This is a genomic window from Undibacterium sp. Di27W (assembly GCF_049340345.1).
In the GTDB taxonomy this organism is placed as follows: domain Bacteria; phylum Pseudomonadota; class Gammaproteobacteria; order Burkholderiales; family Burkholderiaceae_D; genus Undibacterium.
On record NZ_JBMPOS010000009.1, the window covers coordinates 52,641 to 75,092 of the forward strand.

General features: G+C 51.5%; 28 protein-coding genes. 17 read left to right on the forward strand and 11 right to left on the reverse strand.

Annotation, left to right across the window (positions count from 1 at the left end; translation table 11 throughout):
- Positions 1–104: 104 nt before the first annotated feature.
- The 4 genes from ACO0LF_RS18235 to ACO0LF_RS18250 form a co-directional block, all read right to left on the reverse strand.
- The gene (locus tag ACO0LF_RS18235; RefSeq protein ID WP_423016517.1) at positions 105–3,215 is read right to left on the reverse strand and encodes a tetratricopeptide repeat protein; all 3,111 of its coding nucleotides are present in this window, start codon (positions 3,213–3,215) and stop codon (positions 105–107) included.
- A 128-nt stretch (positions 3,216–3,343) separates the two neighbouring features.
- On the reverse strand, positions 3,344–4,774 hold the full coding sequence (locus ACO0LF_RS18240) for a tetratricopeptide repeat protein (RefSeq protein ID WP_423016519.1): 1,431 nt from the start codon (positions 4,772–4,774) through the stop codon (positions 3,344–3,346).
- A gap of 193 nt (positions 4,775–4,967) precedes the next feature.
- A complete protein-coding gene (locus ACO0LF_RS18245) occupies positions 4,968–5,333 on the reverse strand; it encodes a hypothetical protein (RefSeq protein WP_423016521.1) in 366 nt (121 codons plus the stop codon).
- A 276-nt stretch (positions 5,334–5,609) separates the two neighbouring features.
- Complete coding sequence (locus ACO0LF_RS18250; protein ID WP_423016523.1) at positions 5,610–5,834, reverse strand: hypothetical protein; 225 nt, start codon at positions 5,832–5,834, stop codon at positions 5,610–5,612.
- 110 nt (positions 5,835–5,944) lie between these two features.
- Here ACO0LF_RS18250 and ACO0LF_RS18255 point away from each other — a divergent pair, with 110 nt between their 5' ends.
- From ACO0LF_RS18255 to ACO0LF_RS18265, 3 genes are all read left to right on the forward strand, one after another.
- Positions 5,945–6,190, forward strand: coding sequence for a helix-turn-helix transcriptional regulator (locus ACO0LF_RS18255; protein ID WP_423002741.1), 246 nt, complete (start codon positions 5,945–5,947; stop codon positions 6,188–6,190).
- Between the two features lie 69 nt (positions 6,191–6,259).
- The gene (locus tag ACO0LF_RS18260) at positions 6,260–6,781 is read left to right on the forward strand and encodes a hypothetical protein (protein WP_423016525.1); all 522 of its coding nucleotides are present in this window, start codon (positions 6,260–6,262) and stop codon (positions 6,779–6,781) included.
- A 75-nt stretch (positions 6,782–6,856) separates the two neighbouring features.
- On the forward strand, positions 6,857–7,540 hold the full coding sequence (locus tag ACO0LF_RS18265; RefSeq protein WP_423016527.1) for a hypothetical protein: 684 nt from the start codon (positions 6,857–6,859) through the stop codon (positions 7,538–7,540).
- Between the two features lie 312 nt (positions 7,541–7,852).
- Here the strand turns inward: ACO0LF_RS18265 and ACO0LF_RS18270 are convergent, their stop codons facing one another.
- A complete protein-coding gene (locus tag ACO0LF_RS18270; RefSeq protein ID WP_423016529.1) occupies positions 7,853–8,302 on the reverse strand; it encodes a hypothetical protein in 450 nt (149 codons plus the stop codon).
- 328 nt (positions 8,303–8,630) lie between these two features.
- Positions 8,631–8,972, reverse strand: a complete 342-nt coding sequence (locus tag ACO0LF_RS18275) for a hypothetical protein (RefSeq protein WP_423016531.1) — start codon at positions 8,970–8,972, stop codon at positions 8,631–8,633.
- A gap of 279 nt (positions 8,973–9,251) precedes the next feature.
- On the opposite strand from ACO0LF_RS18275, the gene ACO0LF_RS18280 reads away from it, so the two are divergent.
- Both ACO0LF_RS18280 and ACO0LF_RS18285 read left to right on the forward strand, forming a co-directional pair.
- Positions 9,252–9,965, forward strand: coding sequence for an SOS response-associated peptidase family protein (locus tag ACO0LF_RS18280; RefSeq protein ID WP_423016533.1), 714 nt, complete (start codon positions 9,252–9,254; stop codon positions 9,963–9,965).
- 168 nt (positions 9,966–10,133) lie between these two features.
- The gene (locus tag ACO0LF_RS18285; protein ID WP_423016535.1) at positions 10,134–10,337 is read left to right on the forward strand and encodes a hypothetical protein; all 204 of its coding nucleotides are present in this window, start codon (positions 10,134–10,136) and stop codon (positions 10,335–10,337) included.
- 149 nt (positions 10,338–10,486) lie between these two features.
- Here ACO0LF_RS18285 and ACO0LF_RS18290 read toward each other — a convergent pair whose 3' ends face one another.
- Genes ACO0LF_RS18290 through ACO0LF_RS18300 form a run of 3 tightly spaced genes read right to left on the reverse strand, consistent with a single transcriptional unit; the run spans position 10,487 to position 11,622 of the window.
- Entirely contained in the window at positions 10,487–10,939 is a 453-nt protein-coding gene (locus tag ACO0LF_RS18290) for a GNAT family N-acetyltransferase (RefSeq protein WP_423016537.1), read from the reverse strand.
- A gap of 4 nt (positions 10,940–10,943) precedes the next feature.
- Positions 10,944–11,429: an arsinothricin resistance N-acetyltransferase ArsN1 family B gene (locus tag ACO0LF_RS18295; RefSeq protein ID WP_423016539.1), complete on the reverse strand. Its 486-nt coding sequence runs from the start codon at positions 11,427–11,429 to the stop codon at positions 10,944–10,946.
- Positions 11,430–11,454: 25 nt separating this feature from the next.
- On the reverse strand, positions 11,455–11,622 hold the full coding sequence (locus ACO0LF_RS18300) for a hypothetical protein (RefSeq protein ID WP_423016541.1): 168 nt from the start codon (positions 11,620–11,622) through the stop codon (positions 11,455–11,457).
- 81 nt (positions 11,623–11,703) lie between these two features.
- On the opposite strand from ACO0LF_RS18300, the gene ACO0LF_RS18305 reads away from it, so the two are divergent.
- Genes ACO0LF_RS18305 through ACO0LF_RS18315 form a run of 3 tightly spaced genes read left to right on the forward strand, consistent with a single transcriptional unit; the run spans position 11,704 to position 13,231 of the window.
- Complete coding sequence (locus ACO0LF_RS18305) at positions 11,704–12,036, forward strand: ArsR/SmtB family transcription factor (RefSeq protein ID WP_423016543.1); 333 nt, start codon at positions 11,704–11,706, stop codon at positions 12,034–12,036.
- Between the two features lie 41 nt (positions 12,037–12,077).
- A complete protein-coding gene (locus tag ACO0LF_RS18310; protein WP_423016545.1) occupies positions 12,078–12,557 on the forward strand; it encodes an arsenate reductase ArsC in 480 nt (159 codons plus the stop codon).
- A complete protein-coding gene (locus tag ACO0LF_RS18315) occupies positions 12,554–13,231 on the forward strand; it encodes an aquaporin (RefSeq protein ID WP_423016547.1) in 678 nt (225 codons plus the stop codon). The genes ACO0LF_RS18310 and ACO0LF_RS18315 overlap by 4 nt, the downstream gene beginning before the upstream one ends.
- A gap of 66 nt (positions 13,232–13,297) precedes the next feature.
- Here ACO0LF_RS18315 and ACO0LF_RS18320 read toward each other — a convergent pair whose 3' ends face one another.
- On the reverse strand, positions 13,298–14,200 hold the full coding sequence (locus tag ACO0LF_RS18320; RefSeq protein ID WP_423016549.1) for a LysR family transcriptional regulator: 903 nt from the start codon (positions 14,198–14,200) through the stop codon (positions 13,298–13,300).
- Positions 14,201–14,501: 301 nt separating this feature from the next.
- Here ACO0LF_RS18320 and ACO0LF_RS18325 point away from each other — a divergent pair, with 301 nt between their 5' ends.
- Positions 14,502–15,728 carry an MFS transporter gene (locus ACO0LF_RS18325; RefSeq protein ID WP_423016551.1) on the forward strand — a complete coding sequence of 409 codons (1,227 nt, stop codon included), beginning with the start codon at positions 14,502–14,504 and terminating at the stop codon, positions 15,726–15,728.
- A gap of 59 nt (positions 15,729–15,787) precedes the next feature.
- Here ACO0LF_RS18325 and ACO0LF_RS18330 read toward each other — a convergent pair whose 3' ends face one another.
- Entirely contained in the window at positions 15,788–16,477 is a 690-nt protein-coding gene (locus tag ACO0LF_RS18330) for an L-2-amino-thiazoline-4-carboxylic acid hydrolase (protein ID WP_423016553.1), read from the reverse strand.
- Positions 16,478–16,649: 172 nt separating this feature from the next.
- Here ACO0LF_RS18330 and ACO0LF_RS18335 point away from each other — a divergent pair, with 172 nt between their 5' ends.
- From ACO0LF_RS18335 to ACO0LF_RS18370, 8 genes are all read left to right on the forward strand, one after another.
- Positions 16,650–17,291 (forward strand): NAD(P)H-binding protein, encoded by a 642-nt coding sequence (locus ACO0LF_RS18335; protein WP_423016555.1) that lies wholly within the window; start codon positions 16,650–16,652, stop codon positions 17,289–17,291.
- A gap of 77 nt (positions 17,292–17,368) precedes the next feature.
- The gene (locus tag ACO0LF_RS18340) at positions 17,369–18,211 is read left to right on the forward strand and encodes a hypothetical protein (RefSeq protein ID WP_423016557.1); all 843 of its coding nucleotides are present in this window, start codon (positions 17,369–17,371) and stop codon (positions 18,209–18,211) included.
- Positions 18,212–18,911: 700 nt separating this feature from the next.
- Positions 18,912–19,160 (forward strand): hypothetical protein, encoded by a 249-nt coding sequence (locus tag ACO0LF_RS18345; RefSeq protein ID WP_423016559.1) that lies wholly within the window; start codon positions 18,912–18,914, stop codon positions 19,158–19,160.
- Between the two features lie 15 nt (positions 19,161–19,175).
- On the forward strand, positions 19,176–19,748 hold the full coding sequence (locus tag ACO0LF_RS18350) for a DUF6882 domain-containing protein (RefSeq protein WP_423016561.1): 573 nt from the start codon (positions 19,176–19,178) through the stop codon (positions 19,746–19,748).
- A gap of 30 nt (positions 19,749–19,778) precedes the next feature.
- A complete protein-coding gene (locus ACO0LF_RS18355; RefSeq protein ID WP_423016563.1) occupies positions 19,779–19,985 on the forward strand; it encodes a hypothetical protein in 207 nt (68 codons plus the stop codon).
- Positions 19,982–20,446 carry a VOC family protein gene (locus ACO0LF_RS18360; RefSeq protein ID WP_423016565.1) on the forward strand — a complete coding sequence of 155 codons (465 nt, stop codon included), beginning with the start codon at positions 19,982–19,984 and terminating at the stop codon, positions 20,444–20,446. Before ACO0LF_RS18355 ends, ACO0LF_RS18360 begins: the two co-directional genes overlap by 4 nt.
- 28 nt (positions 20,447–20,474) lie before the next feature.
- Positions 20,475–21,059: a hypothetical protein gene (locus ACO0LF_RS18365; protein ID WP_423016567.1), complete on the forward strand. Its 585-nt coding sequence runs from the start codon at positions 20,475–20,477 to the stop codon at positions 21,057–21,059.
- 410 nt (positions 21,060–21,469) lie between these two features.
- Entirely contained in the window at positions 21,470–22,444 is a 975-nt protein-coding gene (locus tag ACO0LF_RS18370; RefSeq protein WP_423016569.1) for a pepsin/retropepsin-like aspartic protease family protein, read from the forward strand.
- The last annotated feature ends 8 nt before the right edge of the window (positions 22,445–22,452 follow it).

Sequence of the window (22,452 nt, forward strand, 5' to 3'; positions counted from 1 at the left end):
TTGGTGATCGGCAAACTTGCCCTTACTAAATCTGGGACTTATATAAACTTTAAGCAGCTCATCAATGACACTAGAGCACGGCGTAATTGGCGCCTGGCCAGGTGCTATTTTTTTTCAAAGCTGTCGATAATTCTTTTCAATTCTTCTATACGTGATTGCAGATAAGGCGTTAATGATTCTGTGCGCCTGGCGAGCCTGACTACTTCTTCATAGCCATCCTTGGTTTTTTGTTGATCCTTGTTTTTGATGTGGAGACGGCACTGCATTAAAAGAGTGAGAATCAGGTCTTTCATATAAAGATCGGCCTGTTCTTTGGCCAGTTTTTTGCGGATAGATAGCGCTTCTTTAAGCAGATTTTGTGCTGCGTCCAGGTCCCCATTGGTGATGTTGATATTGGCCATTCTTGCCAGCATGTCTGCTTTTTCATTTTGCTGTTCGGGGCTTAATGTAGCCTGTTTTTGTACGAGGACATAGGCTTCCTGATACGCATTGAATGCATTGCTTATATTGTTGTCCTGCTGTTCCACGTGCCCGAGGTAATAGATGCTGTTAGCGAGAGTGGGCAATAGTTCAGTATGTTTTTCTATCAGCTTGCGATAGATGCTGTTCGCTTCCCTCAGCAGTGTTTTCGCCTGGGTATAATTTTTGTCTTGCATTGCCGTGATACCTGAAACTCTGAGTACCCATGCAAGAAGCTGATTGATGTACTCCGATATTTCACCCTCTTGCGCGCGCAAGAGTGGCAGCAACTCTGCGTAGTTCTTGCTTAACTCATCGTTGCGCTCTTCTTTTAAATTAATGTTTGACAAGTTGAAGAGTGTAGTAATCAGATCCATGTTCAGATCGGGATTGTTTTTGGCAAGCGCACGGATTTGTGGGAGCAGCTCTTCATAGATCTTTCTGGCCTCGGCTGGCCTGGATCGCTGCGTAAAAAGCACCGCCAGATTAATTTTTACCCTGGAAAATTCGGTCGAATAGGTAGTATCTCTGCTGGCGAAGGAACGGTATAGTCCGATTGTCTCATTGAGCAGTGTTTCTGCGCGTCGGCTATCTTGTTTTATGATAAGAAGGCTTCCCATATGCCATAGTGTCTTTGCCAGTTTGGGAGCGTAGAGAGGCGCATTTTTTGAATACAAAAGGCGGTATTCCTTGATTGCCTCTTCATATAAGGCATAAGCTACATCATAGTGTAGTTTCTGATATTCAAGCTCGGCCAGGTTGAGCAACGTGTGCGCTAAAAAAGGCGAGTATTTGTCAAGGTCTTGCCTGGTCAGTTTGCGGTACAGGGGCAATGCCTGGGCATAAGCAGTATAGGCTTGCTGGGTCTGGGTTTTTTTATCCAAGATGTCAGCCAGTTTGCTGTAAGCGAGCGCGAGATTGTTGGTCATCCCCGGATTTTTTTCGAGATAGGGAGCATACAGCTGGATGGCTTCTTCCAGCGCCTGTTTTGCCTGCGGGAGCTTGCTTTTCTCAATATATAAAATACCCAGAGTTACGAGTGCTCTTGCAAGACTCGTCGCATACTGGTCTGGTGTGGCGGCGGCTGGTTTGCGCAAGTAGCTGACGGCTTCTTCATAGGTACTGGCCGTCTTGTCAGCAAGCTGCAATTGTTGGTACAAGTCACCAAGATTATTGAGTGCCGATGTCAGCGCCGGTAAAGCTTGGGCGGGCGCTGCATCCAGCTCTTGCTTGTAAACGCTGACAGCTTCTTCATAGGCTGCCTGGGCCTGCACCAGCTTGTTCTCATTCTTGTTGAGTTCGGCAAAGGCTTCCAGTGTCACCGCATAACCATGCAGGGATGCGGGATTATTTTTTATATCTTCTTTATAAAGGGCGATGGATTCTTCAAATACATGCCGGGCTTCATGGGTTTTGTTTTCCAGCTTGTTGATGAGGGCAACATTGCTCAGGGCCAACGCCTGCCCGGCATTGAACCTGGGTTCTTTCAGTGCGGCATGACGGTATAAATCTGCTGATTCTTCATACGTTTTTTTTGCCTCCGTATATTTTTTATTATTATGCAGGACTAAGCCCAGATTCAGCAGTGCGTTGGCCAGATTTGGTGTGTAAGCCTGAGTATCTTTCTGGCTGAGTTGGCGATAATTGGCGATGGCCTCACCATAGGTGCTGATCGCTTGTGGGAAAAGTTTTTTCTGATTATAAATGCCAGCAAGTTCAAGCAGCGAATAGGCAAAGTATGGCAGCGCCTCAATCGCGTGACTGGCAGGGATTTGCCGGTACACCTTAACCGCTTCTTCGTAGGAAGTTTGCGCCAGTTCTCTCTTTTTTTCGATTGCATTCAAGTCTCCCATGCTGGTGAGTGTATGGGCATAGGAAAACTGGGTATGGGCGCTTTTTTTGTTATCAGCCTGATAGATGGTGATGGCTTCATCAAAAGCCAGTCGCGCCGCAGCATACTTATTGTCGGCCTTATTGGCGACGCCAAGGTTGGACAGGCTGAGCGCCAATTCCGGTTTGAATTTTTCTTCTTTGAGTATGGCAAGACGGTAAAGCGCAATGGACTCTTCAAACATCTGTCTTGCTTCAGGCATTTTTTTATCCTGATACTGCGCCACCCCCGCATAAAAAAGCACGCTGCCCAGCCTGGGCGTATAGGTATAGGCATCTTGCAGCATCAACTGGCGGTAGTTGGCGATGACTTCATCATAGGCCGCCAGTGCTTGGGGGCGTTGTCCTTGCTTCTTGTAAAAATCTGCCAGGCTATACAAAGTCGATGTCAGTTGCGGCAAGTAGGCATCGTGGTTTTTTTCTGTCTGCAGGCGGCTGACAGCGAGCGCTTTTTCAAGATAGACCCTGGTCTGCGGCCAGTTTTTTTCTGTCTGATACAGTGATGCCAGGTTGTTGAGCACCATATACAGGTTATCCTGGTACTTTCCGGCTTTGTCAACGGCCACTTTTTCGCATAGTTCCAGCGCTTCTTGATAGGCAGTGTGCGCCTGTTGATAACGGTTTTCCTGATGATAAACCGCACCTTGCCGGATGATGGCTGTGATCAGTTGCGCCAGATATTTGTCAGGGCTCTCTGCTGCCAGTCTGCGCAGATCATTGATCTGCGTTTCATCAGAAGACATTTGTTTCTTGATCTTCTCACTGGTGATCGTGGCCTGTTTTTCAGTCGAGGCGAAGGCTATCGGGGCATAGGCGGCAGGCAGCATCAGGGCCAGGCAGAACAGAGGGCGAAATTTAACCGGCATTATCTTGTAATATTGGAAAATGAATTAGCCGGTATTGTACTGGTGCGTCGCTTAAAAAGCTTGCTACAAAGCGCCGTAAAAAAACTTTGCACAGAGCTTGCCGATTTTTATTCTACTGTTTCACTTCATCACTTCGTTTCCGAATGGGTCTGGGCTTGTTGACGCAAAAGCGGCTTCAGTCTGTCAGACAGTTGGCGTGTGTCATCATCACGCTTTTCTGCCACACTGAGTCTCAACAATTGGGATAGCGCCAGGATGTGATCAGACAATGCATCTGGGATTTTTTCTGGACGTGCAGCAGCATACAATGTGCAGGCTTCTTCAAATGCAGCCTGTGCCAGCGGTGACTTATTCTGATGGACATAGATCAGGCCTAGCTGTACTTGCATTCTGGCCAGGCTCAGAGCATATAGATCAGCTTCGGTGGCGGCCAGCTTGCGCCATTGTTCTGCCGCTTCTTCAAAAACCACCCGCGCCTTCTCAGCCTTCCTTTCCTGGGCATAGCTATTGCCCAGTTCTGTCAGTACAGAGGCAAACAAAGGGCGGGCAATGTCCAGAATATTGGCTGGCAGCTTTCTATAGATGCTGGCAGCATCTTCATAGGCCGCTTGCGCTTGTGCCGGCTGGTTTTCTGTCATGTTCAAGTCACCCAGGTCTTTGAGTACCTCGGCAAAATCAAACAAGTCAGCAGCGTCTTTTTTGGAGCTCGCCGTCTGATATAGCAGCCTGGCTTCATCAAGAAGTTGCCGCGCTTTGACATGCTGATGATCCAGCATGTTGATGTGACCTAGCTTGCCCAGGATGATAGCAAGCTCTTTGTTGCGGCGTGGATCGCTGGTAATTGCTGCCCGGTATATCGGCAATGAAACTTCAAAGCATTGTTTTGCAGTCGAATAATTTTCTTCAGCATAATGTATCAAGCCCAGATAAAAGTTGGCAGCGGCCAGGCCTGGCTCATAAGATGCTGCATCTTTTTTGATCAACTTCCGACAGTGCTCTATCACTTCAACATAAGCTGCCTTTGCCTCTGTAGTAAGCCTTTGTTCCCTGTACAGAGTCGCCAGGTTATATAAGACCGTGGTCAGTTGTGGTAAATAAGTTTCACTATCTTTTGTTGCCTGCAGGCGGCTGACAGCGACCGCTTTTTCATTGAACAGAATTGCTTGCGTCCAGTTTTTTTCTGTCTCGAATAGCAGGGCCTGATTGTTGAACAGCATATACAGCAGGGCCTGGAATTTACCGGGCTTGTCGGCTTCTGCTTTTTCACAGAGTTGCAAGGCTTCAGCATAGGCAGCATGGGCTTGCTGATAGTGGTTTGCATGGTGATAGATATTGCCCAACTGGTTGATGGCCGTGATCAGCACGGGCAAGTATTGTTCAGGATCTTGCGCAGCCTGCTTGCGTAACTGCTGTAGCTGCACTTCCTGGGCCGCCACCTGTTTTTGGACTTGCTCACTCATGGCAGCGACGGGTATTTCTGTCGCAGCCAGACTAGCTGGGTGGTACATCATTGGCAGTGCCAAAGCCAGGAACAGCAGATGCAGGATTTTTGCTGACATGCGTGTTTTCATGATGAAGTTAAATGTCCTGGTATTGTAATGAAATGCAATTAGTGGTGTACAAAAAATATCTATATATCGATAGATACCATGGTGGATCTACTGGTGTATACCGTGCTGAATTTGACGACTGAAAACAAGCAAAAAGTCAAATGCGCAAAGTAGAGAGGCGTTTGCCAGCTAATACCATGTATCATTCAGCGAATATCAACTGCTCCAACCTGTCCCAGAACGTATACTCTAACCCTTGCCTGAGTGCCAGAAACTGTTCTTCGCTGATGTTCAGGTCAACTTCAAAACTGCTGATCTCTTTGCGCTGGTACAAGGGGGCAGCGAGTATGATGGTGAGCAGGTTTCTGCTCAAGGTCACGCTGGCGACGATGTTTTCACCGGCCTGGCTCTGGTCCTGGTATTCGATATACACGCCGGAGTCGTCTTCATGTCCCTGGATTTCATGGCGCTGGAATAGCAGGTACTCCTCACCATTGGTAACGCCTGTGGTGATGGTCTCATATTCGCTGTCCATGGCAGCTTCGTTGGCTGAAAACTGGATGATCAAAGTGTGCTCCTGTGAGATAGTTTTAAAGGCTGCTAAAGTCATGATGCAGGTGAAAGCGCGACCAGGCCTTCACCCACCCTGGCGGTAAACAAACTGCCCATAAATTTTCATGCTGGTGGTTAGCTCTGAGTCGATTTCTTATTATCACTTCCCCACGTCCTTAAAAGAAATTATAAAATACTGGTGTATAACTATAGTGATTATCCTGCCCAGACGCCCAGCATTTGGAATTTATTTCGGAGCAAATAATAATCCCCTCACTTTATATGAAATCCCTTATTTCACTTGCGACGTAGCACCTGTCGAGCAGGTGCTCAGTGCCAGCGATCTGGCGCAGTCGGTCGCGAGGATCATGGATGGCAAGCGCCTGGTGCGTTGCCTTACCAGGCGTGAACCCGCATGAGCGGCTTCAGTCGCGAACAGGCGGTTCAGCGACAAATGCCCGGCGTAGAGCTGGGGTGATCGTGCATTCGCGGCTAAAGCCGCTCCTACTGCATGCATTAAGCTTCCTGCAAGTCTGGTCTGAATCACAAAAAAACATCACACCCTGTTGACATGCGATACGAATTGTTGTGTAATCACAATACATTTACAGAATTAGATACAAAAAAATGGAAATTCACAATCGCATTGCTCTGTTTCGTGCCGAGCGCGGGATTTCACGACGGCAACTGGCGGATGAAGTCGGCGTCAATAACCAGACCATCGGTTATCTGGAGCGGGGAGACTACAAACCCAGTCTGGAACTGGCCATGAAAATCGCCCGTTACTTTGGGGTCAGCATAGAAATACTGTTTTCTTTTGAAGCTTTTGAGGCGATTTCTGTCGCGCTGAAACGGGCAGAAGACTTTGAATAGTCGCTGCCGGTTTTACAAAGTTTGCTGCTTGCCCGTTTGTATTTACAACTGATCATAGAAAGAAATCTGATGTCTCTCTACAAAAATAATCACTTGCTGGCACGTCTGGACAAGATGGCACAATGGACGCATATTCCTGATCTTGCCAGTGGCAATATCCGCCGCCGTCGCCTGCGCTTTTTACCTGCAGCCATCTTGTTCATAGGCAGTGCCAGCCTGGCCCTGATCCTGCTGATGCCACAGTTCTATTGGCTGGGATATGCCGCTCTGATGCTGGGTTTTGGCGTCAGCAATTTCCTGCCCATGTTTGGTCCTGTCAAACAGGCGGGCAACCCTGATGAAGAGGCCGATGAGCGTGAGCGCAGTTTGCGGCGCGACGCCTACCTGGTGGCGTTTGCCAGCATAGGCGTGGCGGCATTTATGGGTATTTGGGCCGTGCTGGGGCTGACGATGGTACATGACTGGCCCAAAGAAATCCTCATGCGGGCCATGATGGCGCTGAGCTTTTATTTGATGCTGCTGTTTTCTGCCGTGCCTACGCTATACGCGAGCTGGGTCTTGCCTGCACCGCTTGATGATGCTGATGAGTGATGATATATGCGATTGACGTGGCCGATGCGGCCTATGCTAGACTAGCCTATTCTTGCTACTCGAACTAATACGACTATGGCAGACACTCTTCACTCCACGTCCGTCAACGGCAGGCCTGCAGGGCAGGAGCCGCCACAAGCGCAACTGCAACTCAAGACCAGCATTACACCTGCATTCATGCAAGCGCTGGAAGTGGAATTGCAACAGATATTGCATGGTCGTTTCATGGCCTTGCGCCAGCGCATGATGCCAGCAAACACCGTGGCCAGGCTGAGGACTGTCGTCAAATACCTGAGCATATTGGGCTTGAGCTTGTGCCTGCTGATGTTCGTCATGGGCGGCATGCTGTTTCATGGCGTCAGGGTGGAGGTGACATTTGCGGTGTTTTTCCTGCTGATGCTGGTCCTGCACTGGGACAAAAACAAGCGAGCCACCTGGAGTGAAAAACTGTTCATACCATATTGGAACTGGCTGGCAAAAAACAGCACAAATCGCATGCTGAAAATCGCCAAAGCAAGCGCCCCCTTCAGTGCTGAATATCATTTCCAGGGTAACACAGCCAGCTATCACCGCGTCAGCAGCGCTGGCAGCGTGCTGGCATGGAAGCGCGAAATGCGCCATGTTTATCTGTCAGGCCAGCGTATCAGCCTGCTCTTCAAAAAGCCAAGCTCCATCTACCCCTACGCCATCATCTTGCATGAGCAGCCGCAAGAGCTGGCGGCATATCTGGAGGGCTTAGGGATAGGGCGGATAGGGTAGGTCGTGCACCTCTCGCGAAGTTTGGCAAGGAAGACCATGTGCTTAAGCAGTCGGATGCGTTCAAACGCACTGCTTGTGATGGTGAAGCGGACTTGGTAGTCATGCAGAAATCGGTGCGTTATAACGCACCCTACTGGCTAATCGTACCTACGGGGTCTAGTCTCAATAAGCTCATCAAGTAGGGGGGGCGCACCGGTTGTGGTGGTAAAACGAGCTTGCTAGTCATGTAGAAATTGGTGCGTTTGAACGCACCCTACTGGCTGACGGTAAATAGTTCACATCCAGGGACTAAGAGGATATCGAGGGTTTTTTTTAAGGTTCTTCGCAAAATTGTATCCCAGGTTCTTGCTCTAATATCTGTTTCAAATCACGATTTAATTTTTCATAGGCTGTTTTCGTATCGAGTTTACCCAGCAATCTTAAAAAATTTGATTTAAAAAAGAAAAACGGCACTTCCACCTCTGCGAAGACATGCCAGACTATTTCTGCACTGTCCGGTGGAATGTCGGGGTCTATATCTTCAATCTCGGTTTCTGTGAGTATGGAGCCACAGCCTACCCACAGCAAATAGTTGTCCCTCTCGCACATGACACACCAGCCCCAGTCTTCAGCAACGAGATCTGCTGATTCATAGCCCAGGTCTTTAAATTTCTGGCACAGCCATTGCCCTAGCTCTTTTCCATAGCGAGCCGGATTGGTTTCTTCATCTTCGCCAGGCTCGATTTTAAAAAGTTCGGATGTAAACCAATATCTCGCATGCATATCTCACTCCAATTGTTATGCTCTTAGTTTTTCTACCAACCCTCTCTCAACAGCGACATATCATGTAGCAATGCTCCTTAAGCTTGCTATGTTACCCCGCGGCTATAGCGACTGCTGCCATGCAAAGCTCAAAGAGATACGATAGACGCAGCGTAATCGAAAAAAACTATTTTGCCTTTGATACTTCGATCAAAGGCAAGGTCTGCCTGCTTGAAGCATGATTCCATGGAAAAATCAGCGCTTTCTAAAAAAGCGACTACGGCATCAGGTTTGTAGTGACCGTACTTGCTGACCAGGCTGCCAATGGACGATGACGCTTGCTCTAGGCTCACAACTCTTCTTCGTCGTCCTCGACCAGCTCATCATCATCGGCACTCAATCCATCAAATTCAACATTGCATAAGCCACCATTTGCTTCTTCTGTTGCCGTCAGCAACTGCTGCTGAATTTCTGGCAGCCACTTGTATGCGCCGCTGATAATCACAGGCATCTCTGGATCAGTTTGGGAGGAGAGGAAGTAGCTGCCCCCTTCGTTACATTCTGTTATAGCTGACATGTCGCTGTCGATTTGCTGATGTGCGAACACTGCCTTAATCGCTTGCTTGATTGCGTCTGTACGGTCAGGATGGTAGTGACTCACCTTTAGTGAGAGATGCAGGTTGACTGACATGGGCACGCCTTTCTGAGTTGAAGTAAGGACTATCATATTCCCACTTTCGCACTTATTTTGCAAACCAGCTGCTGCGTCTCAACCGGAATGATGTACCCAATTTCCTTGTGATAGCCTGATACCCTGATAGCCTGTGTTCCATGTGATTGCCCGGCATGCAGATGGATATGAGAAAATAGGACTGACAGACTCACCACATCAAGCTCAAGATCAAGCTCAACATCGCGCTGAACAATAAGCTGAACGATAAGCTAAACAACAAGCTCAATAGAAAATATCATGTGCATCAATTTTGTCCCCACCCGCAAAGAAAAGCTGGACTATTTCAATGCTCGCAGTGCCCAGTTGCCTGAATGGGAGGAGGAGACCTGGCAAGACTATCATGCGCCCATCCTGTTGCATGACGCCGCCGGCAATCGCCAGGCCTTGCTGGGTGCCTATAGCATGATACCCAAGACCAAGATGCAAGCCGGTGTCAAACGATTTTCTACCATGAACGCCAGGGCAGAAACCCTGGGTGCGCTGCGCAGCTATGCGCCATCCTGGCATGGCGGCAAACTCTGCCTGGTGCCCATGCAGCATTTCTTTGAACCCAATTATGAAAACGGTGCCGCTGAGCGCTGGCGCATAGGTCTCTTCGATGAGCCAGACTTTGCCGTTGCTGGTCTCTATAAGGAGTGGCCAGAAGCCGATGGCAGCGTCAGCTATTCTTTCACCCAGATCACCATCAACGCTGACGATCATCCGCTGATGCGCCGTTTCCACAAACCCGGCGAAGAAAAACGCTCTCTCGTCGTGGTACCGCCAGAAGACTTCGACGACTGGCTATCCTGCCGCGACCCAGAATTTGCCCGCGCTTTCTTGCGACCTTTTCCGGCAGAACGCATGTTTGCCGAGTTTGCACCCAAGCCTAAATTGGAGAAGGTAGTGAAGATCATCAAGCCTGTGAAGCCGCAGATCATTGTGCCGACTAATCTGGATTTGTTTGATTGAAAGTAGCAATGTATGAATATCGACGAAGTCAACCGGCGTAGCCCTCGCTGTGGCAGATGCCAGTGTTTGTATACATTTGTCTATGTCAAAGATGATGCTGCCAGGGCGTCTTTGTATGCAAAGATCGTAAAAGCTGATTTTCTGGGCTTTGTCCGGACAATGCAGACAATGACTTCATGTTCTCACGGCGAGGCCAAGGCCACCCTGGCACATGTCGCTTTGCCAGGTCGCCGCTGCCACTGGTGCAAATCAGTATTGGGTGAGGGCGCAATTGTGGATTGCCAGCGATGCGCCTCGCTTAACCTGGTATGGGAAGTGGACAGTTTTGATGTAGAAGCTGCAGCAGATATGAATCAGAAAACGCAGAATTGATGTCGGTATTTTCTATTCCTTTTGATGGGGGAAAGACACCAGTCTGGCTGCACGAATTTTTACCAGGGCCGTTCTTTAGCCATGAACAGCAGGCACAACAATATCCAACTCGCTTCCGAAGCTCGTTCTAGCCACCTCATTTTCCTGACTTATATATCTCCTGACCTAAATATCATCTCCGTCGGATAAGAAACAAAGCCCAGGTCCTGGTACAGCGCATGGCCTTCTTCTGAAGCACTGAGATTGAATGTTTTCAGGCCTTGCTCTTTGCCCAGTTGCAGCATGCCTGCGACCAGTGCCCTGGCAATGCCCAGCCTGCGCCAGTCGGGTGCGGTGTAGACATTGACTATCCTGCCGCGACGGGCTTGTGTATCGCCCCGGATTGGCCCCCAATCCAGTATGCTGAGGCCAGCACCGGCGACGACGATGTCTCCGGTCTGGGCCAGCAAGCCTGTGTAATTGCCTGCAGCCAGTGTGCCTGTCAGCCAGCTTGCGTAAGCATCGAGGTCTTCTTGCTGTTCATTTGCGCGGTGGAAGCGATGGCGGGTAATGATGGTGATATCTGACTGTGTCGCCGGGCGTATGGTCCAGTTGTTCTTCACGTGTTCACCCCAGTCGCAGTTCCCAGTAGCCCACATCTACCCATTGCTCAAACTTGCGCCCCACGTCCTTGAAGTGAGCGACTTTCTCGAAACTCAGGCTTTCATGCAGGGCGACGCTGGCTATATTGGGTTGGGCGATGCCGCCCAGCATGATGTGGATGCCGCGCTGACGCAGGTCGGCGATCAGGATTTGATACAGGCGCTTGCCTATCCCCTTGCCAGCGTGGCTGGCGGCGACATAGACCGTGCTCTCGACAGAAAACCGGTAGGCGCTGCGTGCCCGCCATGGAGTGGCATAGGCATAGCCGAGGATTTCGCCATCCTGTTCTTCCACATACCAGGGCAGGCTGGCGCTGACATCGTGGATGCGCTGTGCCATTTCCTGTTCTGTGACCGGGTTTTCTTCAAAGCTGATGGTGGTCGTGGCGATGTAGTGGTTGTAGATGGCGATGATGGCGGCGGCGTCTGCGGGAGTGACTGTTCGTATCATAGTGCGGGCGGTGTATGGATGGGCTTCAATTCTCTATGGGATGGACTTTAGCGGTGAACGGCGTCGGCGGCAAGCTATCCGTCATGTCTGGTTTGTGTGAGGGCTTGTTCGCGGCTGAAGCCGCTCCTACGGGATTGCGCTCTGCCGTAGACGGAGGAGGGCAGGGGAAAACCAAAGCAGGGGCGTGGTTCATACAAATTCTGCTTTACTACAATTCTATATTTCCATTATTATTGAAATATAGAATTAATATTCAAACTCGGGATAGCTCATCATGGAAACCAAACAAGCCCTGCTGGCTCTGGCGGCCCTTGCGCAAGAATCGCGTCTGGCGGTATTTCGTCTGCTGGTGCAGACTGGCCCTCTGGGTATGGCGGCCAGCAAGATTGCTGAGGAACTGGGTATTGCGGCATCCTCGCTCTCCTTTCATTTGAAAGAGTTGTCGCATGCAGAACTGGTGCAATCGCGCCAGCTAGGGCGCTTTATTATTTATTCAGCCAATATCACGACCATGAACCAGATGCTGGGCTTTTTGACTGAGAACTGCTGTGGCGGGAATCCCTGTACGCCGGTGTCGATGCAGCAATGTGCCACTACTGAAGCATAAAGCCTCCGCATTCGCCTTATTTACTTTTCTCTGGCCGATCTATGAATATTCTGTTTCTGTGCACAGGCAATTCCTGCCGCTCTATCCTGGCTGAAGCCACATTCAATCACCTGGCCCCCACAGGCTGGCGCGCCATGAGTGCGGGCAGCAAGCCGACCGGCGAAATCCACCCGCGTTCGCTGGCATTGCTGGCGCGTGAAGCTATTGCGACAGAGGTCTATGCCAGCAAATCCTGGGTCCACCTGCCAGCCACGCCCGACATCGTCATCACCGTCTGCGCCAGTGCTGCGGGTGAGACTTGTCCGGCTTATCTGGGGTCAGTCTTGCGTACCCACTGGGGTGTGGCTGACCCTGCCCATGCGAGCGGGACGGATGAAGAAATCGACGCCGCCTTCATGACTGCCTACCGCATCCTGCGCACCCGTATCGAGACCATGCTGGCGCTGCCGCTGGATACGCTGGTTCAGGACAGGCAAAAGCTCAAGATCACGCTGGACCAGATAGGCGAGATCACCCCATGAGCATGGCAAGACGCCTGGTGGCTGAAGGTTTGGGCTCAGCCTTGTTGCTGGCCGTTGTGGTGGGTTCAGGCATCATGGCAGAGCGGCTGGCGGGCGGCAATGTCGCGATTGCGCTGCTGGCCAATGCCCTCGCCACCGGGGCGGGTCTGGTCGCATTGATACTCATGTTTGGCCCCATCTCGGGCGCGCACTTCAACCCTGTAGTGACATTGTCTGAGGCTTATCAGAAAAACCTGCCTGTCAAGGATGTACTGCCATATATCCTGTTGCAAGTGCTGGGTGCCTTTGCCGGGGTAGCGGCGGCGCATGCCATGTTTGAATTGCCGCTGTTCTTTGCATCTGCACATGCACGCACTGGCATGGGACAGTGGTGGAGCGAGTTTGTCGCCAGCTTCGGCCTGATCGCAGTGATCATCAGTACCAGCCGCAGCCGCCCCGCGGTCACGCCATTTGCCGTGGCTGCCTATATCACTGCGGCTTACTGGTTCACTTCTTCGACCTCATTTGCCAATCCGGCAGTGACGCTGGCGCGGGCTGCCAGCAATAGTTTTGCAGGCATACGCCTTGCCGATGCACCGGGTTTTATCATTGCGCAATTGCTGGGTGCGGCTGCGGCGACGCTGGTGTTTGGCTGGCTGTATCCAGCTCGACCGGCGACCAGTCCAGGTCTTTAGAGTGTAGAGTTCAGAGATAAGACATCGCACAGTACAGATGTCTTGATCGTGTTTTACCCTCCTTTGTCATACCAATTCCCCTGCCAAGCTGACAAACGCCTCCACCAGTGGCGACACTTCTCCCTTGCGCTGGGCCAGCAGCAATGAAGTGCTGGCGCCTGCATCGGCTATCGGGCGGTAGCAGATACCATCAAAATGGATGGAATAAAAAGAGCCTATCAGGACAGAGACGCCGCAGCCTGCTGCCACCAGGCCGATGATGGTGGAGGCGTCGTTGGCTTCCTGTACGATTTTTGGGGCGTAGCCTGCGGCGCGGCATAAGCGCAGTATGTGTGGATAGATGCCGGTGCCTGCGCTGGGCGGGTACATGATGAAGGATTCCTGGGCCAGGTCTTTCATGCTGACTTTTTTCTTCTTTGCCAGCGGGTGGGTGCTGGGCAGCACCGCTACCAGTGCATCTTCACGCAGCTTGCGAAAGCGCAAGGGGGACGAAACACCACGCGCCAGTTCGCCATCTTCTGGCGGGCGTATGAAACCGACATCCAGGCTGCGCTGGTCCAGTGCTTCCAGCTGCTTGTTGGTGGTCATTTCGCGCAAGCTCAAAGTGACATCGGGATATTGCTGGCGGTAGCTATTGATGACGGCGGCAAACAGGGGCGTGAACGGGGTAGAGAAAGTAAAGCCTATGCGCAGCTCGCCCGTCTCGCCACGCTGGGCACGACGGGCGTTTTCGCTGGCTTGCTCAGCCAGGGCCAGGATGTGCCGCGCATCTTTCAGAAACAGCTTGCCCGCTTCCGTCAGGCGCACCCAGCGCTTGCTGCGCTCCAGCAATTGCGCACCGATATCGGCTTCCAGCATTTGTATCGCATGGCTCAGGGGCGGCTGGCCTATATGCAGCCGCTCCGCCGCCCGGGTGAAGTGCAGTTCTTCGGCGACGGCGATGAAGTATTTGAGGTGGCGGAGTTCCATGGTTTTTGCAAATGAATTTTTGAAGGGGCGGGCCTGGGCAATTGCGTAGGTTGGGCCGGGCCTCGCTAGGCTACGGTTTACCAGCCCAACACTCGGCGTTTCCATAACGCATGCGTTTTTATAGGCCAAGTGTTGGGCAGATAAAACCTTGCCTAACGAGGCCCGGCCCAACCTACGAGGAGCGATCTTTATTCGTATTCCATCATCTAAAAAATGTATTACTAAAACCTTAAATATATATTGGACGCTATAAAAGCGCAAATATAAGATGAACGCTCCTTGATCGTTCACCCTCGCCATCATGACCGTCGCCAGCAGCACACTCCCGCAGCCAGTCACCCGTATCGCTGCAGGCACGCCAGAATTCAAGCGCATCACGCGTGCCATGATATTTGGTGGTTTCTCTACTTTTTCTTTGTTGTACAGCATACAACCGCTATTACCCTTGCTGGCTTTGCAGTTCCAGCTGACACCGGCACAAAGTAGCTGGGCCTTGTCGATCTCCACCTTGTCACTGGCAGTGTCCTTGCTCATCAGCAGCGCTCTCAGTGAACGCATAGGTCGCAAGCCCATGATGGTGGCGGCGCTGGCACTGGCGGCTGTGGCTACGGGCTTGTGTGCGCTGACTGAGGATTTTGCCCAGTTGCTGGTCTTGCGTGCCCTGCTGGGCTTTGCTCTGGGGGGCATGCCTGCGGTGGCGGTGGCTTACATGGGGGAGGAAATCGAGGCGACTTCCATGGGGCTGGCGGTGGGCCTGTATATCGCTGGCAGCGCCTTTGGCGGCATGCTGGGGCGCTTGCAGTCTGCCTTGCTGAGTGAGTATTTTCACTGGCGCATCGCCATGGCGGCGATGGGTCTGGCAGGCATTTATGCTGCCTGGGAATTCTGGCGCAGCCTCCCAGCAGAGCGCAATTTTAAACCGGCAGCGCAAGCAGGGGAGAGCCTGCGCAAGGGCCTGCGCCTGCATTTGGCAGACAGTGGCCTGCGCATGCTGTTTTGCCTGGGTTTTATACTGACAGGATGTTTTGTCAGCATGTATAACTATATGGGCTATCGGCTGCAGGCTGATCCCTTTGGTTTTAGTCAAAGTGCGGCGGGCGCGATTGCCCTGATGTATGTGCTGGGTATGGGCAGTTCAGTCTGGGTGGGGCGACTGGTGGACCGCATAGGCCGCCGTGGTGTGCTCTGGATAGTCTTGCTGGTGATGATGGCAGGTTTGCTGTTGAGCCTGTCGAATTCATTGTTCATCATGATTCCCGGCCTGGCCTTGTACACCTTTGGTTTTTTTGCCGCCCATTCGGTTGCCAGCAGCTGGGTGGCCCGCCGTGCCCAGGGCTACAAGGCGGTGGCATCGGCGTTATACCTGTGTTTTTATTATATAGGTTCCAGCCTGATAGGCTCTTACACCGGTGTCATCTGGGCCAGCCATGGCTGGGCGGGCGTGGTGATGCTATTGGGTGGCATACTGTGCGTGGGCCTGATGATTACCCTGCGTTTGCGGACCTTGCTGCCCGTCGTGACAGCCTGATTTCAGTAGGGTGAGCATGGCGCACCCTACTAGTGAATTAATGATGGGCGAAAATCGTCTTAGTCAACCGGCATTTTTGAAAAGCGGAAATTACAATGCTCCGCCCCGCCAGCCAGGGTTTGTGTTCTCTCCAGATGGATGCCGCGCGCTGCATAGGCGACAAAATCCAGTCCGCAAATGTTGGGCAGGATTTCTTTATCTCCGTGGCAGGCTGCGAATTTGCAAAAACCGCAAGCTCTGTAATTGATGCCAAATTCAAAATTGTCATTCGGGCCTGGCGCTACGAAATCGTAGACGAAATCATCCGGGAATTCTTGCTGATGGTTTGGTGTCGCGCTTTGTGCAGCCTGGTCGCGCAACACAGCCTGATTTTCTGAAGACATGAATTGCTGTCCCGCGGCGTGTCGCTCAGCTTCGGGCACGGTGAGCAATTGCGCCTGGTAGCTTGCTCTCTCAATGTCGCCGATGACGGACAGTGCTACGCCGTGTCGCCTGAGCACCCGGCTGATGACCATGAAGCCCAGCAAGCGCATGAAGAAATCGCTCATACGATTGTCTGCACCGCCGACATAAGGCATCTGGGTTAGCACGATATCGAATTCCTTCATCACCTCTTGCCTGATCGCATCAAGGTCGCGCAGATGTGCGTGCTCATGCAACATTGTTTCGGCAAGATCGAGGCGATGGCGCATGGCGGCTTGCATTGCGTCGCGATGCGACTCGTAAAACGGGTGGATGATCTCAGTCATTGCATAGTTTTCTAAGGTAGCTGGCATGTTGCAAAAATACACGATAGCCATCAGCGATTATTTGCTGTGCGAAAGAATAATGTGCCGTGTACAAGCCTGGCTTAGAATAGCAGCATTCACGTAGCGCTCACAAAAGCTGGGCATGAAATCATTTCACCAGGGAGTATCAGGCATGACAAAGCGAATTGTGATCATCGCCGGGGCCACCGGCATGGTGGGAAAAGAAATTCTTGCTGGCCTGCTGGCCGACGATGCCGTGGCAGAGGTGCATAGCCTTGGTCGCAGGGCACCAGCAACGATACATCCCAAACTGAAAGCGCATGTCGTCAATTTCGCCAGCTTGCCGGTGTTGCCACAGGCGGACGAAGTGTATCTGGCTTTGGGAACCACCATCAAGGTCGCCGGCAGCCAGCAGGCTTTTCGTGCCATAGACTACGATGCCAATCTGGCTGTCGCCAGGGCGGCGCAGGCTGCAGGTGTCAAGAAACTGGGCCTGGTCAGCGCCATGGGGGCAGACGCCAGCTCCAGGGTTTTCTATAACCGCGTAAAGGGCGAGCTGGAAAATGCGCTGGAAAAAATGCCATTTGCAGGCATGGTCATCGCCCGTCCTTCGCTGTTGGTCGGTGATAGAGAGGTGTTGGGGCAGCCAGTGCGGCGCGGTGAAAAGCTGGGGTTTGCGATCAGCAAGCTAGTCGGCTTCCTGATACCCGCCAACTACCAGCCTATCGCGGCGGCGGCTGTTGCCAAGGCCTTACTCTCTGCTGTGCCGCAGGCGCAAGGCAACACTATCTTGCTTTCTGCTGACATGCATTGAGTTTGTCGTGTCGCCTTCTTCGGAGTGATATATATAGTGATATCTAGTGATATAAATAAAGAGTATGAAATACCTCAATGATAAAAAATGATGAACAAAAAAATGATGTTGCGCTGAGTGGCAAGATCACGCCTGCAGATATCAGAAACCTGCGTACCAAGGGGGCGATACATGAACTCAAGTTATCGCAAATGCCAACATTGACGGTCAAACTGGCGCAGGCCTTGCCAGCGTTGCAATCGGTAGAGCAGTTATGGCTATGGTGTGATGTGACACGCAAGGCCATGCATCATGTGATCAAGACACCGGGTTTGCGCGTGCTGGACATATTGGCCATCAAGGGGCCTGGCAGGCTGGCCGCTTTTGCGGAGGCAATAGGCCTGGAGATTTTTCGGGCCAATCATTATTTGACAGAAGAAGACCTTGCTGAAGTGTTGCAAGCGCCCGCGCTGACAGAGATAGGCATACAGGGCGCGAGCTTATCACCACAGCTTATCGACATGATGCTCGCGCATCCGCATCTGGCGGCAATGGATATGGAGCGCACAGAATTCAACGATGCCATGGCCGCCACCCTGAGTACCAGCAAGCGCATCCATACCCTGGATTTGGGTGCGACCAAAATCACGGGTGCAGGTCTTGAACACTTATCCCGCATGACGCAGCTCAAGTCACTGGATTTATGGGCAACGCAAGTCACGCTGACTGATCTTGATTTGCTAACGCGCTTGCCGCATCTGGAATATCTGTCGCTGGGTAATTTTGACCATATGCCAGGCCTGGATGCAACAGAACTCATCCCCAGGCTGGAGGCGCTGGCTTCATTGAAAAATATCTGGCTGGACGGAATACGCTTTAATGAACAGCAAGTAGCGCGCTTGCGCGCCAGGATTGCGCGTGTGAATGTAACTTGTGTGTAGGGGCCAAGACCTGCAATCTCAGCACAGAGACAAAGAGATCAAGACCAACAATCTCACCACAGAGGCACAGAGACACAGAGCAGGCGATGAGAAATTATTTGTCCTGTAGGATGCGCCATGCGCACCGCTTGCATTTTCAAATTTCTGGAATAAAAAATGGTGCGCACGGCGCACCCTACTGCGGAACGATACGGCAAGAGCAGCGACGTGCTAATGCAACGAACACCGCTAGATTCCAGCCTGCGCTGGAATGACGATTTTAAGCTTAGGACCAGATTAGCACCATAGAGTTTGATGTCCCTTACCCATCTCAACGTCATCCCAGCGCAGGCTGGGATCCATCTGCGCAAGATCCGTAAGCATGAAGTAACAGATAATTTTCAACATGCGCCGTACACCCTGTTCCATAACCATTGCAAATTATTGAAACAGCCTGTTCGATGAGCATATTTTCTCTGATGTGAATCAATTCCCTAGGGCGTATTACAATGCACTCTACATTAGGGTTGTGTTCGCTTAACCTGTAGGGTGCGCCGTGCGCACCATGGCTTCTTCTTGCATTGCCGGATTGGTGCGCATGGCGCACCTTACTGTGGCGGGATCAAAGCCAGCAATCTCAGTACAGAGACTATGAGGCACTGAGTAAGGCGCGGCGCTCTATTTTTTCATGCATTGTGCTACATTGTCATATTCAATAAAAATGATTTGGGCACCTATGCATATCCTGGGTATGGTCGCACTATTGTCTGGCATCGCTATCCTGGTCTTATTGCAGCTATACTCGGCCATCATGATTTTTGCCACCAATCATGTGCAGGCTCTGTTGTGCCTGATCGTGCCCGGTTATCTTTTATTGTGGGCGATGCGTTACATCGATGATGGGAAATTCTTGCTGGTTTATTTCTCTGGTGTCGCATTGGTAGTGCTGGGTGCTGTGATGCTGAGCTAATCCGCGGGAGATTCTATGCAAGTAAGCAAGTCCTATCGCTCATGGCAGATGCCTGCCAACACAGTCTGGGCGCAGACGCTACTGATCATGCTGCTGGCCTTGCTGGCCACCAGCGCACAGGCACGCCAGTCTGACTGGGAAAAAATCGTCATTGCCAGCGCCAGCTATGCGCAGACCACGCAACAATCCCTGGAAGATAATTATAAGATTTTGGCTTATGAGCGCTGGGACGTAGACCAAAAAACCGGTGAGCTGATATTCTCAGACAAGGGCCAGCCCAAGCTGCTGGCCAGGTTTCAATTCGTGGGTTCGTTTTCCGAGCGCAACAAAACCTGGCTGTGGAGCTGGGGCAATGGCAGCATTACCCCGGCCCTGTACAAGCGCCTGGAAGTGATGAAAAGCCTGGGTGAAAAGCATCATTTCCAAAAACTGATAGACCGCAGCTGGACAGGGGAGCTGACCGATGCCTGGGAAATGGCCGCAGTCGCCAACTACCTGTTAAAAGCCAAGGGCATCTATCGCGCCCCCTTTGATGGCGGCTATGTCTTCATGGTGATTACGGATGTCAAGCCTGCTGCGGTACCATGAGCGCTGGCGTCTTGCACATTCAAACCCTGCATGACATGTCGGCCTGCCGCAAAGCACAAGGCACAATGGGTTTACCTGGATAAGCAATTCATTGATAAAATACAAATACCCAAGGTACCGCTGGTCTGGCATCTGAGGCAGTCTTACCGCTACACGGCTTGCATGGACCATGGCACTCAGGTGCTGGTGTATGCGGGCTTAGCTTATCCTACCTCTCACCACGAAAGCCATCCATGAGCAACTTATCCCTACCCATTGCCAATCGTAGCCTGACACCCTATCTTATCGTCCAGGGGGCCACTGCGGCGCTGGAGTTTTATACCAAGGCATTCGGCGCGCGCGAGTTGGTGCGTCTGGATGACGGCAAGGGCAAGATCATGCATGCCGAGCTGGACATAGGTGATGCGCGCATCATGCTGGCGGATGAATTCCCGGATATGGGTTATCGCGGTCCCAGGAGTTTAGGGGGCTCCACTGTCTCTCTGCATTTATATGTAGACGATGTGGACACTGTGTTTGCCCGCGCAGTTGAGCTGGGCGCGACAGCCACCATGCCGGTGGCTGACCAGTTTGACGGTGACCGGCGCGGCACCCTGACCGATCCCTTTGGCCATGTCTGGCTGCTGGCGAGCCGTAAAGAAGATGTATCGTATGAAGAGTTGCGTGCCAGGTTTGCCAACATGATGGGGCAAGCCTGATGCAGAGAATGGGTATGAGCGATTGCCTGTGAAGACACCAGCCTCTCCAGCTACTGCGTCGCTGTCCGTCTATCTTTTTGCCGTGCTGGCGCTGGTTTTTTCTGCGTTTTATATACAACTCTCCTTGCTGGGTTTTGTCCTGGTTTTGCTACTGGGGTTTGCTCTTGGGGCATACGCCAGTGTCAGGATGTTGATGTTGTTGCTGCGCTCTTCTGGCAAGCCGCGGCTGGCCAGTGTAGGGCGGCTGGTGCTGGTCTTGCTATCCTGGCTGGCCTTGTGGTATTTACCGGCGTCTGATTTGCCAGCCTATGTTGATGTCAGCCTGTTCCACAGTCAATATGAAAACCAGGTGGCGAAAGTCCACCAGCAATCCCGGGCCAACTGTGGACTAACCCTGGCTTGTTATGTCGATGGCGGCCAGCCTGCCTATGTGTTTTTTGCGTACAGGCTGCACCTGCCATATTCAGGCCAGCGAGGGATTTTATATGTGCCCGACCCTGCCACGGCACCACAGCAGCAACGACTGGATAAAATTTCCGGGGCGATGACTTGCCAGGCGCTGCCTTTGCGTGCGCATTTCTTTGCTTGCGCCATGTCTGCCTATGGCGGTTAGCTCACGTATTCTCTTCATGAAGCACTTGAAAATTCCTGCCCTGCGCGCATTGAACATTTTACTGACAGGGATTTTTGTCATGTTTGGCCTGCCAGCTTTGGCACTTTCAATTTACATCGCAGTAACGCCGATTGACGGCCTGTTTGCACAAATGCAGACGAGCAGGGCCTATGTGCGTGCCTTTCAAGAAATACGTGGCCGCTTGCATTTGGTCATGTATGTATGCAAATGAGCTATCCGTTTTTACATCCTGTCGTTCTTCTGTGGATTGCTGCTCAGGTACTGGCTAGTATGAGTCTTCTTTTTATTGAATCTGGTTCGTGAGATTCAATACCATGCAAGTGTTCCTGGTAAATCCCTGTTAACAGAATTTCCAGTAACCAGCTTGCAAATTACTCCAGGGCTCAACAATGTCAGCGATTTCTTTTCAAAAAACGACCCTGTCCATGGTCATAGCCATGTTCGTGGCAGGCGCAATACCAGGAATGTCTGTTGTGCACGCCGCCGCCGTGCCAACGTTAGAAAAGGGGGCGACCAAGGTAGAGGGCGCACTTGTGAACACGAAAAATAATAAGACGGCCACGTCCAGGCAACTGTTGACATCGATGTTCCGCAAGGGGAATATCTACGTCAAGGTTTCTGTCAATGGCGCAAAAAAAACCTGGATGATGCTTGATACGGGAACCGCCTCGGCGTCCATCATAGACCTGGACTATGCACAAAGCCTGGGCATTCAATTGACACCGGAAGTAGAAGGGACTGGTGGGTTTGGCGCTGAGAAAGTGCCAACTTTTAATACTAGCCCAGTCCATCTGAGTGCCGATACCAGCAAAGGCCAGATCACTGATTTTGAATCCTTTAAAATTGACGGCATGACAGGTCCAGACGGGAAAGCACTTTCTGGCTTGTTAGGTTACAGTTTTTTGGCTGGAAAGACTCTGGTCATCGACTATAAAAAAGAAGAAATCTATTTCGTAAAAAATGCTGCAAAACCAGACCGGCAAGATGTGAAAATGGAATTGAATCTCAATATTCCTTCGGTTAACATAAAAATGTCTGGTCACGATGTACGCGCTTTAATCGACACGGGTGGCGCTTATAACTTATTAATTACGCCAGCAACGACGAAAGAAATCGGGATTGAACAATATCTTGAAGAGGCGAAGCCGGCAGGTTCATCAGGCCATGGCGGTGAGCAAGCTGTCAGAATAGGAAAGGCCCCTGATATCAGTATCGGTGACCTGGCGATACACGACTTGACCGCGGCCTATACAAGCTTTGGTACGACGGGAATAAATGCAGGGGCCTCTCTGGGTAAAGATTTTCTGAAGAACTACAAGTTAACGATCAATTATGGCGCTATGACCATACGATTTGAGCCTTAGACTGCTAC

Bases quoted from the DNA above. Each gene is read 5' to 3' on its own strand.
- ACO0LF_RS18235 (WP_423016517.1), bottom strand. From the start codon at position 3,215: ATGCCGGTTAAATTTCGCCCTCTGTTCTGCCTGGCCCTGATGCTGCCT.
- ACO0LF_RS18240 (WP_423016519.1), bottom strand. From the start codon at position 4,774: ATGTCAGCAAAAATCCTGCATCTGCTGTTCCTGGCTTTGGCACTGCCA.
- ACO0LF_RS18250 (WP_423016523.1), bottom strand. From the start codon at position 5,834: ATGCATGCAGTAGGAGCGGCTTTAGCCGCGAATGCACGATCACCCCAG.
- ACO0LF_RS18255 (WP_423002741.1), top strand. From the start codon at position 5,945: ATGGAAATTCACAATCGCATTGCTCTGTTTCGTGCCGAGCGCGGGATT.
- ACO0LF_RS18260 (WP_423016525.1), top strand. From the start codon at position 6,260: ATGTCTCTCTACAAAAATAATCACTTGCTGGCACGTCTGGACAAGATG.
- ACO0LF_RS18265 (WP_423016527.1), top strand. From the start codon at position 6,857: ATGGCAGACACTCTTCACTCCACGTCCGTCAACGGCAGGCCTGCAGGG.
- ACO0LF_RS18270 (WP_423016529.1), bottom strand. From the start codon at position 8,302: ATGCATGCGAGATATTGGTTTACATCCGAACTTTTTAAAATCGAGCCT.
- ACO0LF_RS18275 (WP_423016531.1), bottom strand. From the start codon at position 8,972: ATGTCAGTCAACCTGCATCTCTCACTAAAGGTGAGTCACTACCATCCT.
- ACO0LF_RS18280 (WP_423016533.1), top strand. From the start codon at position 9,252: ATGTGCATCAATTTTGTCCCCACCCGCAAAGAAAAGCTGGACTATTTC.
- ACO0LF_RS18285 (WP_423016535.1), top strand. From the start codon at position 10,134: ATGACTTCATGTTCTCACGGCGAGGCCAAGGCCACCCTGGCACATGTC.
- ACO0LF_RS18295 (WP_423016539.1), bottom strand. From the start codon at position 11,429: ATGATACGAACAGTCACTCCCGCAGACGCCGCCGCCATCATCGCCATC.
- ACO0LF_RS18300 (WP_423016541.1), bottom strand. From the start codon at position 11,622: ATGAACCACGCCCCTGCTTTGGTTTTCCCCTGCCCTCCTCCGTCTACG.
- ACO0LF_RS18305 (WP_423016543.1), top strand. From the start codon at position 11,704: ATGGAAACCAAACAAGCCCTGCTGGCTCTGGCGGCCCTTGCGCAAGAA.
- ACO0LF_RS18310 (WP_423016545.1), top strand. From the start codon at position 12,078: ATGAATATTCTGTTTCTGTGCACAGGCAATTCCTGCCGCTCTATCCTG.
- ACO0LF_RS18315 (WP_423016547.1), top strand. From the start codon at position 12,554: ATGAGCATGGCAAGACGCCTGGTGGCTGAAGGTTTGGGCTCAGCCTTG.
- ACO0LF_RS18320 (WP_423016549.1), bottom strand. From the start codon at position 14,200: ATGGAACTCCGCCACCTCAAATACTTCATCGCCGTCGCCGAAGAACTG.
- ACO0LF_RS18325 (WP_423016551.1), top strand. From the start codon at position 14,502: ATGACCGTCGCCAGCAGCACACTCCCGCAGCCAGTCACCCGTATCGCT.
- ACO0LF_RS18330 (WP_423016553.1), bottom strand. From the start codon at position 16,477: ATGACTGAGATCATCCACCCGTTTTACGAGTCGCATCGCGACGCAATG.
- ACO0LF_RS18335 (WP_423016555.1), top strand. From the start codon at position 16,650: ATGACAAAGCGAATTGTGATCATCGCCGGGGCCACCGGCATGGTGGGA.
- ACO0LF_RS18340 (WP_423016557.1), top strand. From the start codon at position 17,369: ATGATAAAAAATGATGAACAAAAAAATGATGTTGCGCTGAGTGGCAAG.
- ACO0LF_RS18345 (WP_423016559.1), top strand. From the start codon at position 18,912: ATGATTTGGGCACCTATGCATATCCTGGGTATGGTCGCACTATTGTCT.
- ACO0LF_RS18350 (WP_423016561.1), top strand. From the start codon at position 19,176: ATGCAAGTAAGCAAGTCCTATCGCTCATGGCAGATGCCTGCCAACACA.
- ACO0LF_RS18355 (WP_423016563.1), top strand. From the start codon at position 19,779: ATGACATGTCGGCCTGCCGCAAAGCACAAGGCACAATGGGTTTACCTG.
- ACO0LF_RS18360 (WP_423016565.1), top strand. From the start codon at position 19,982: ATGAGCAACTTATCCCTACCCATTGCCAATCGTAGCCTGACACCCTAT.
- ACO0LF_RS18370 (WP_423016569.1), top strand. From the start codon at position 21,470: ATGTCAGCGATTTCTTTTCAAAAAACGACCCTGTCCATGGTCATAGCC.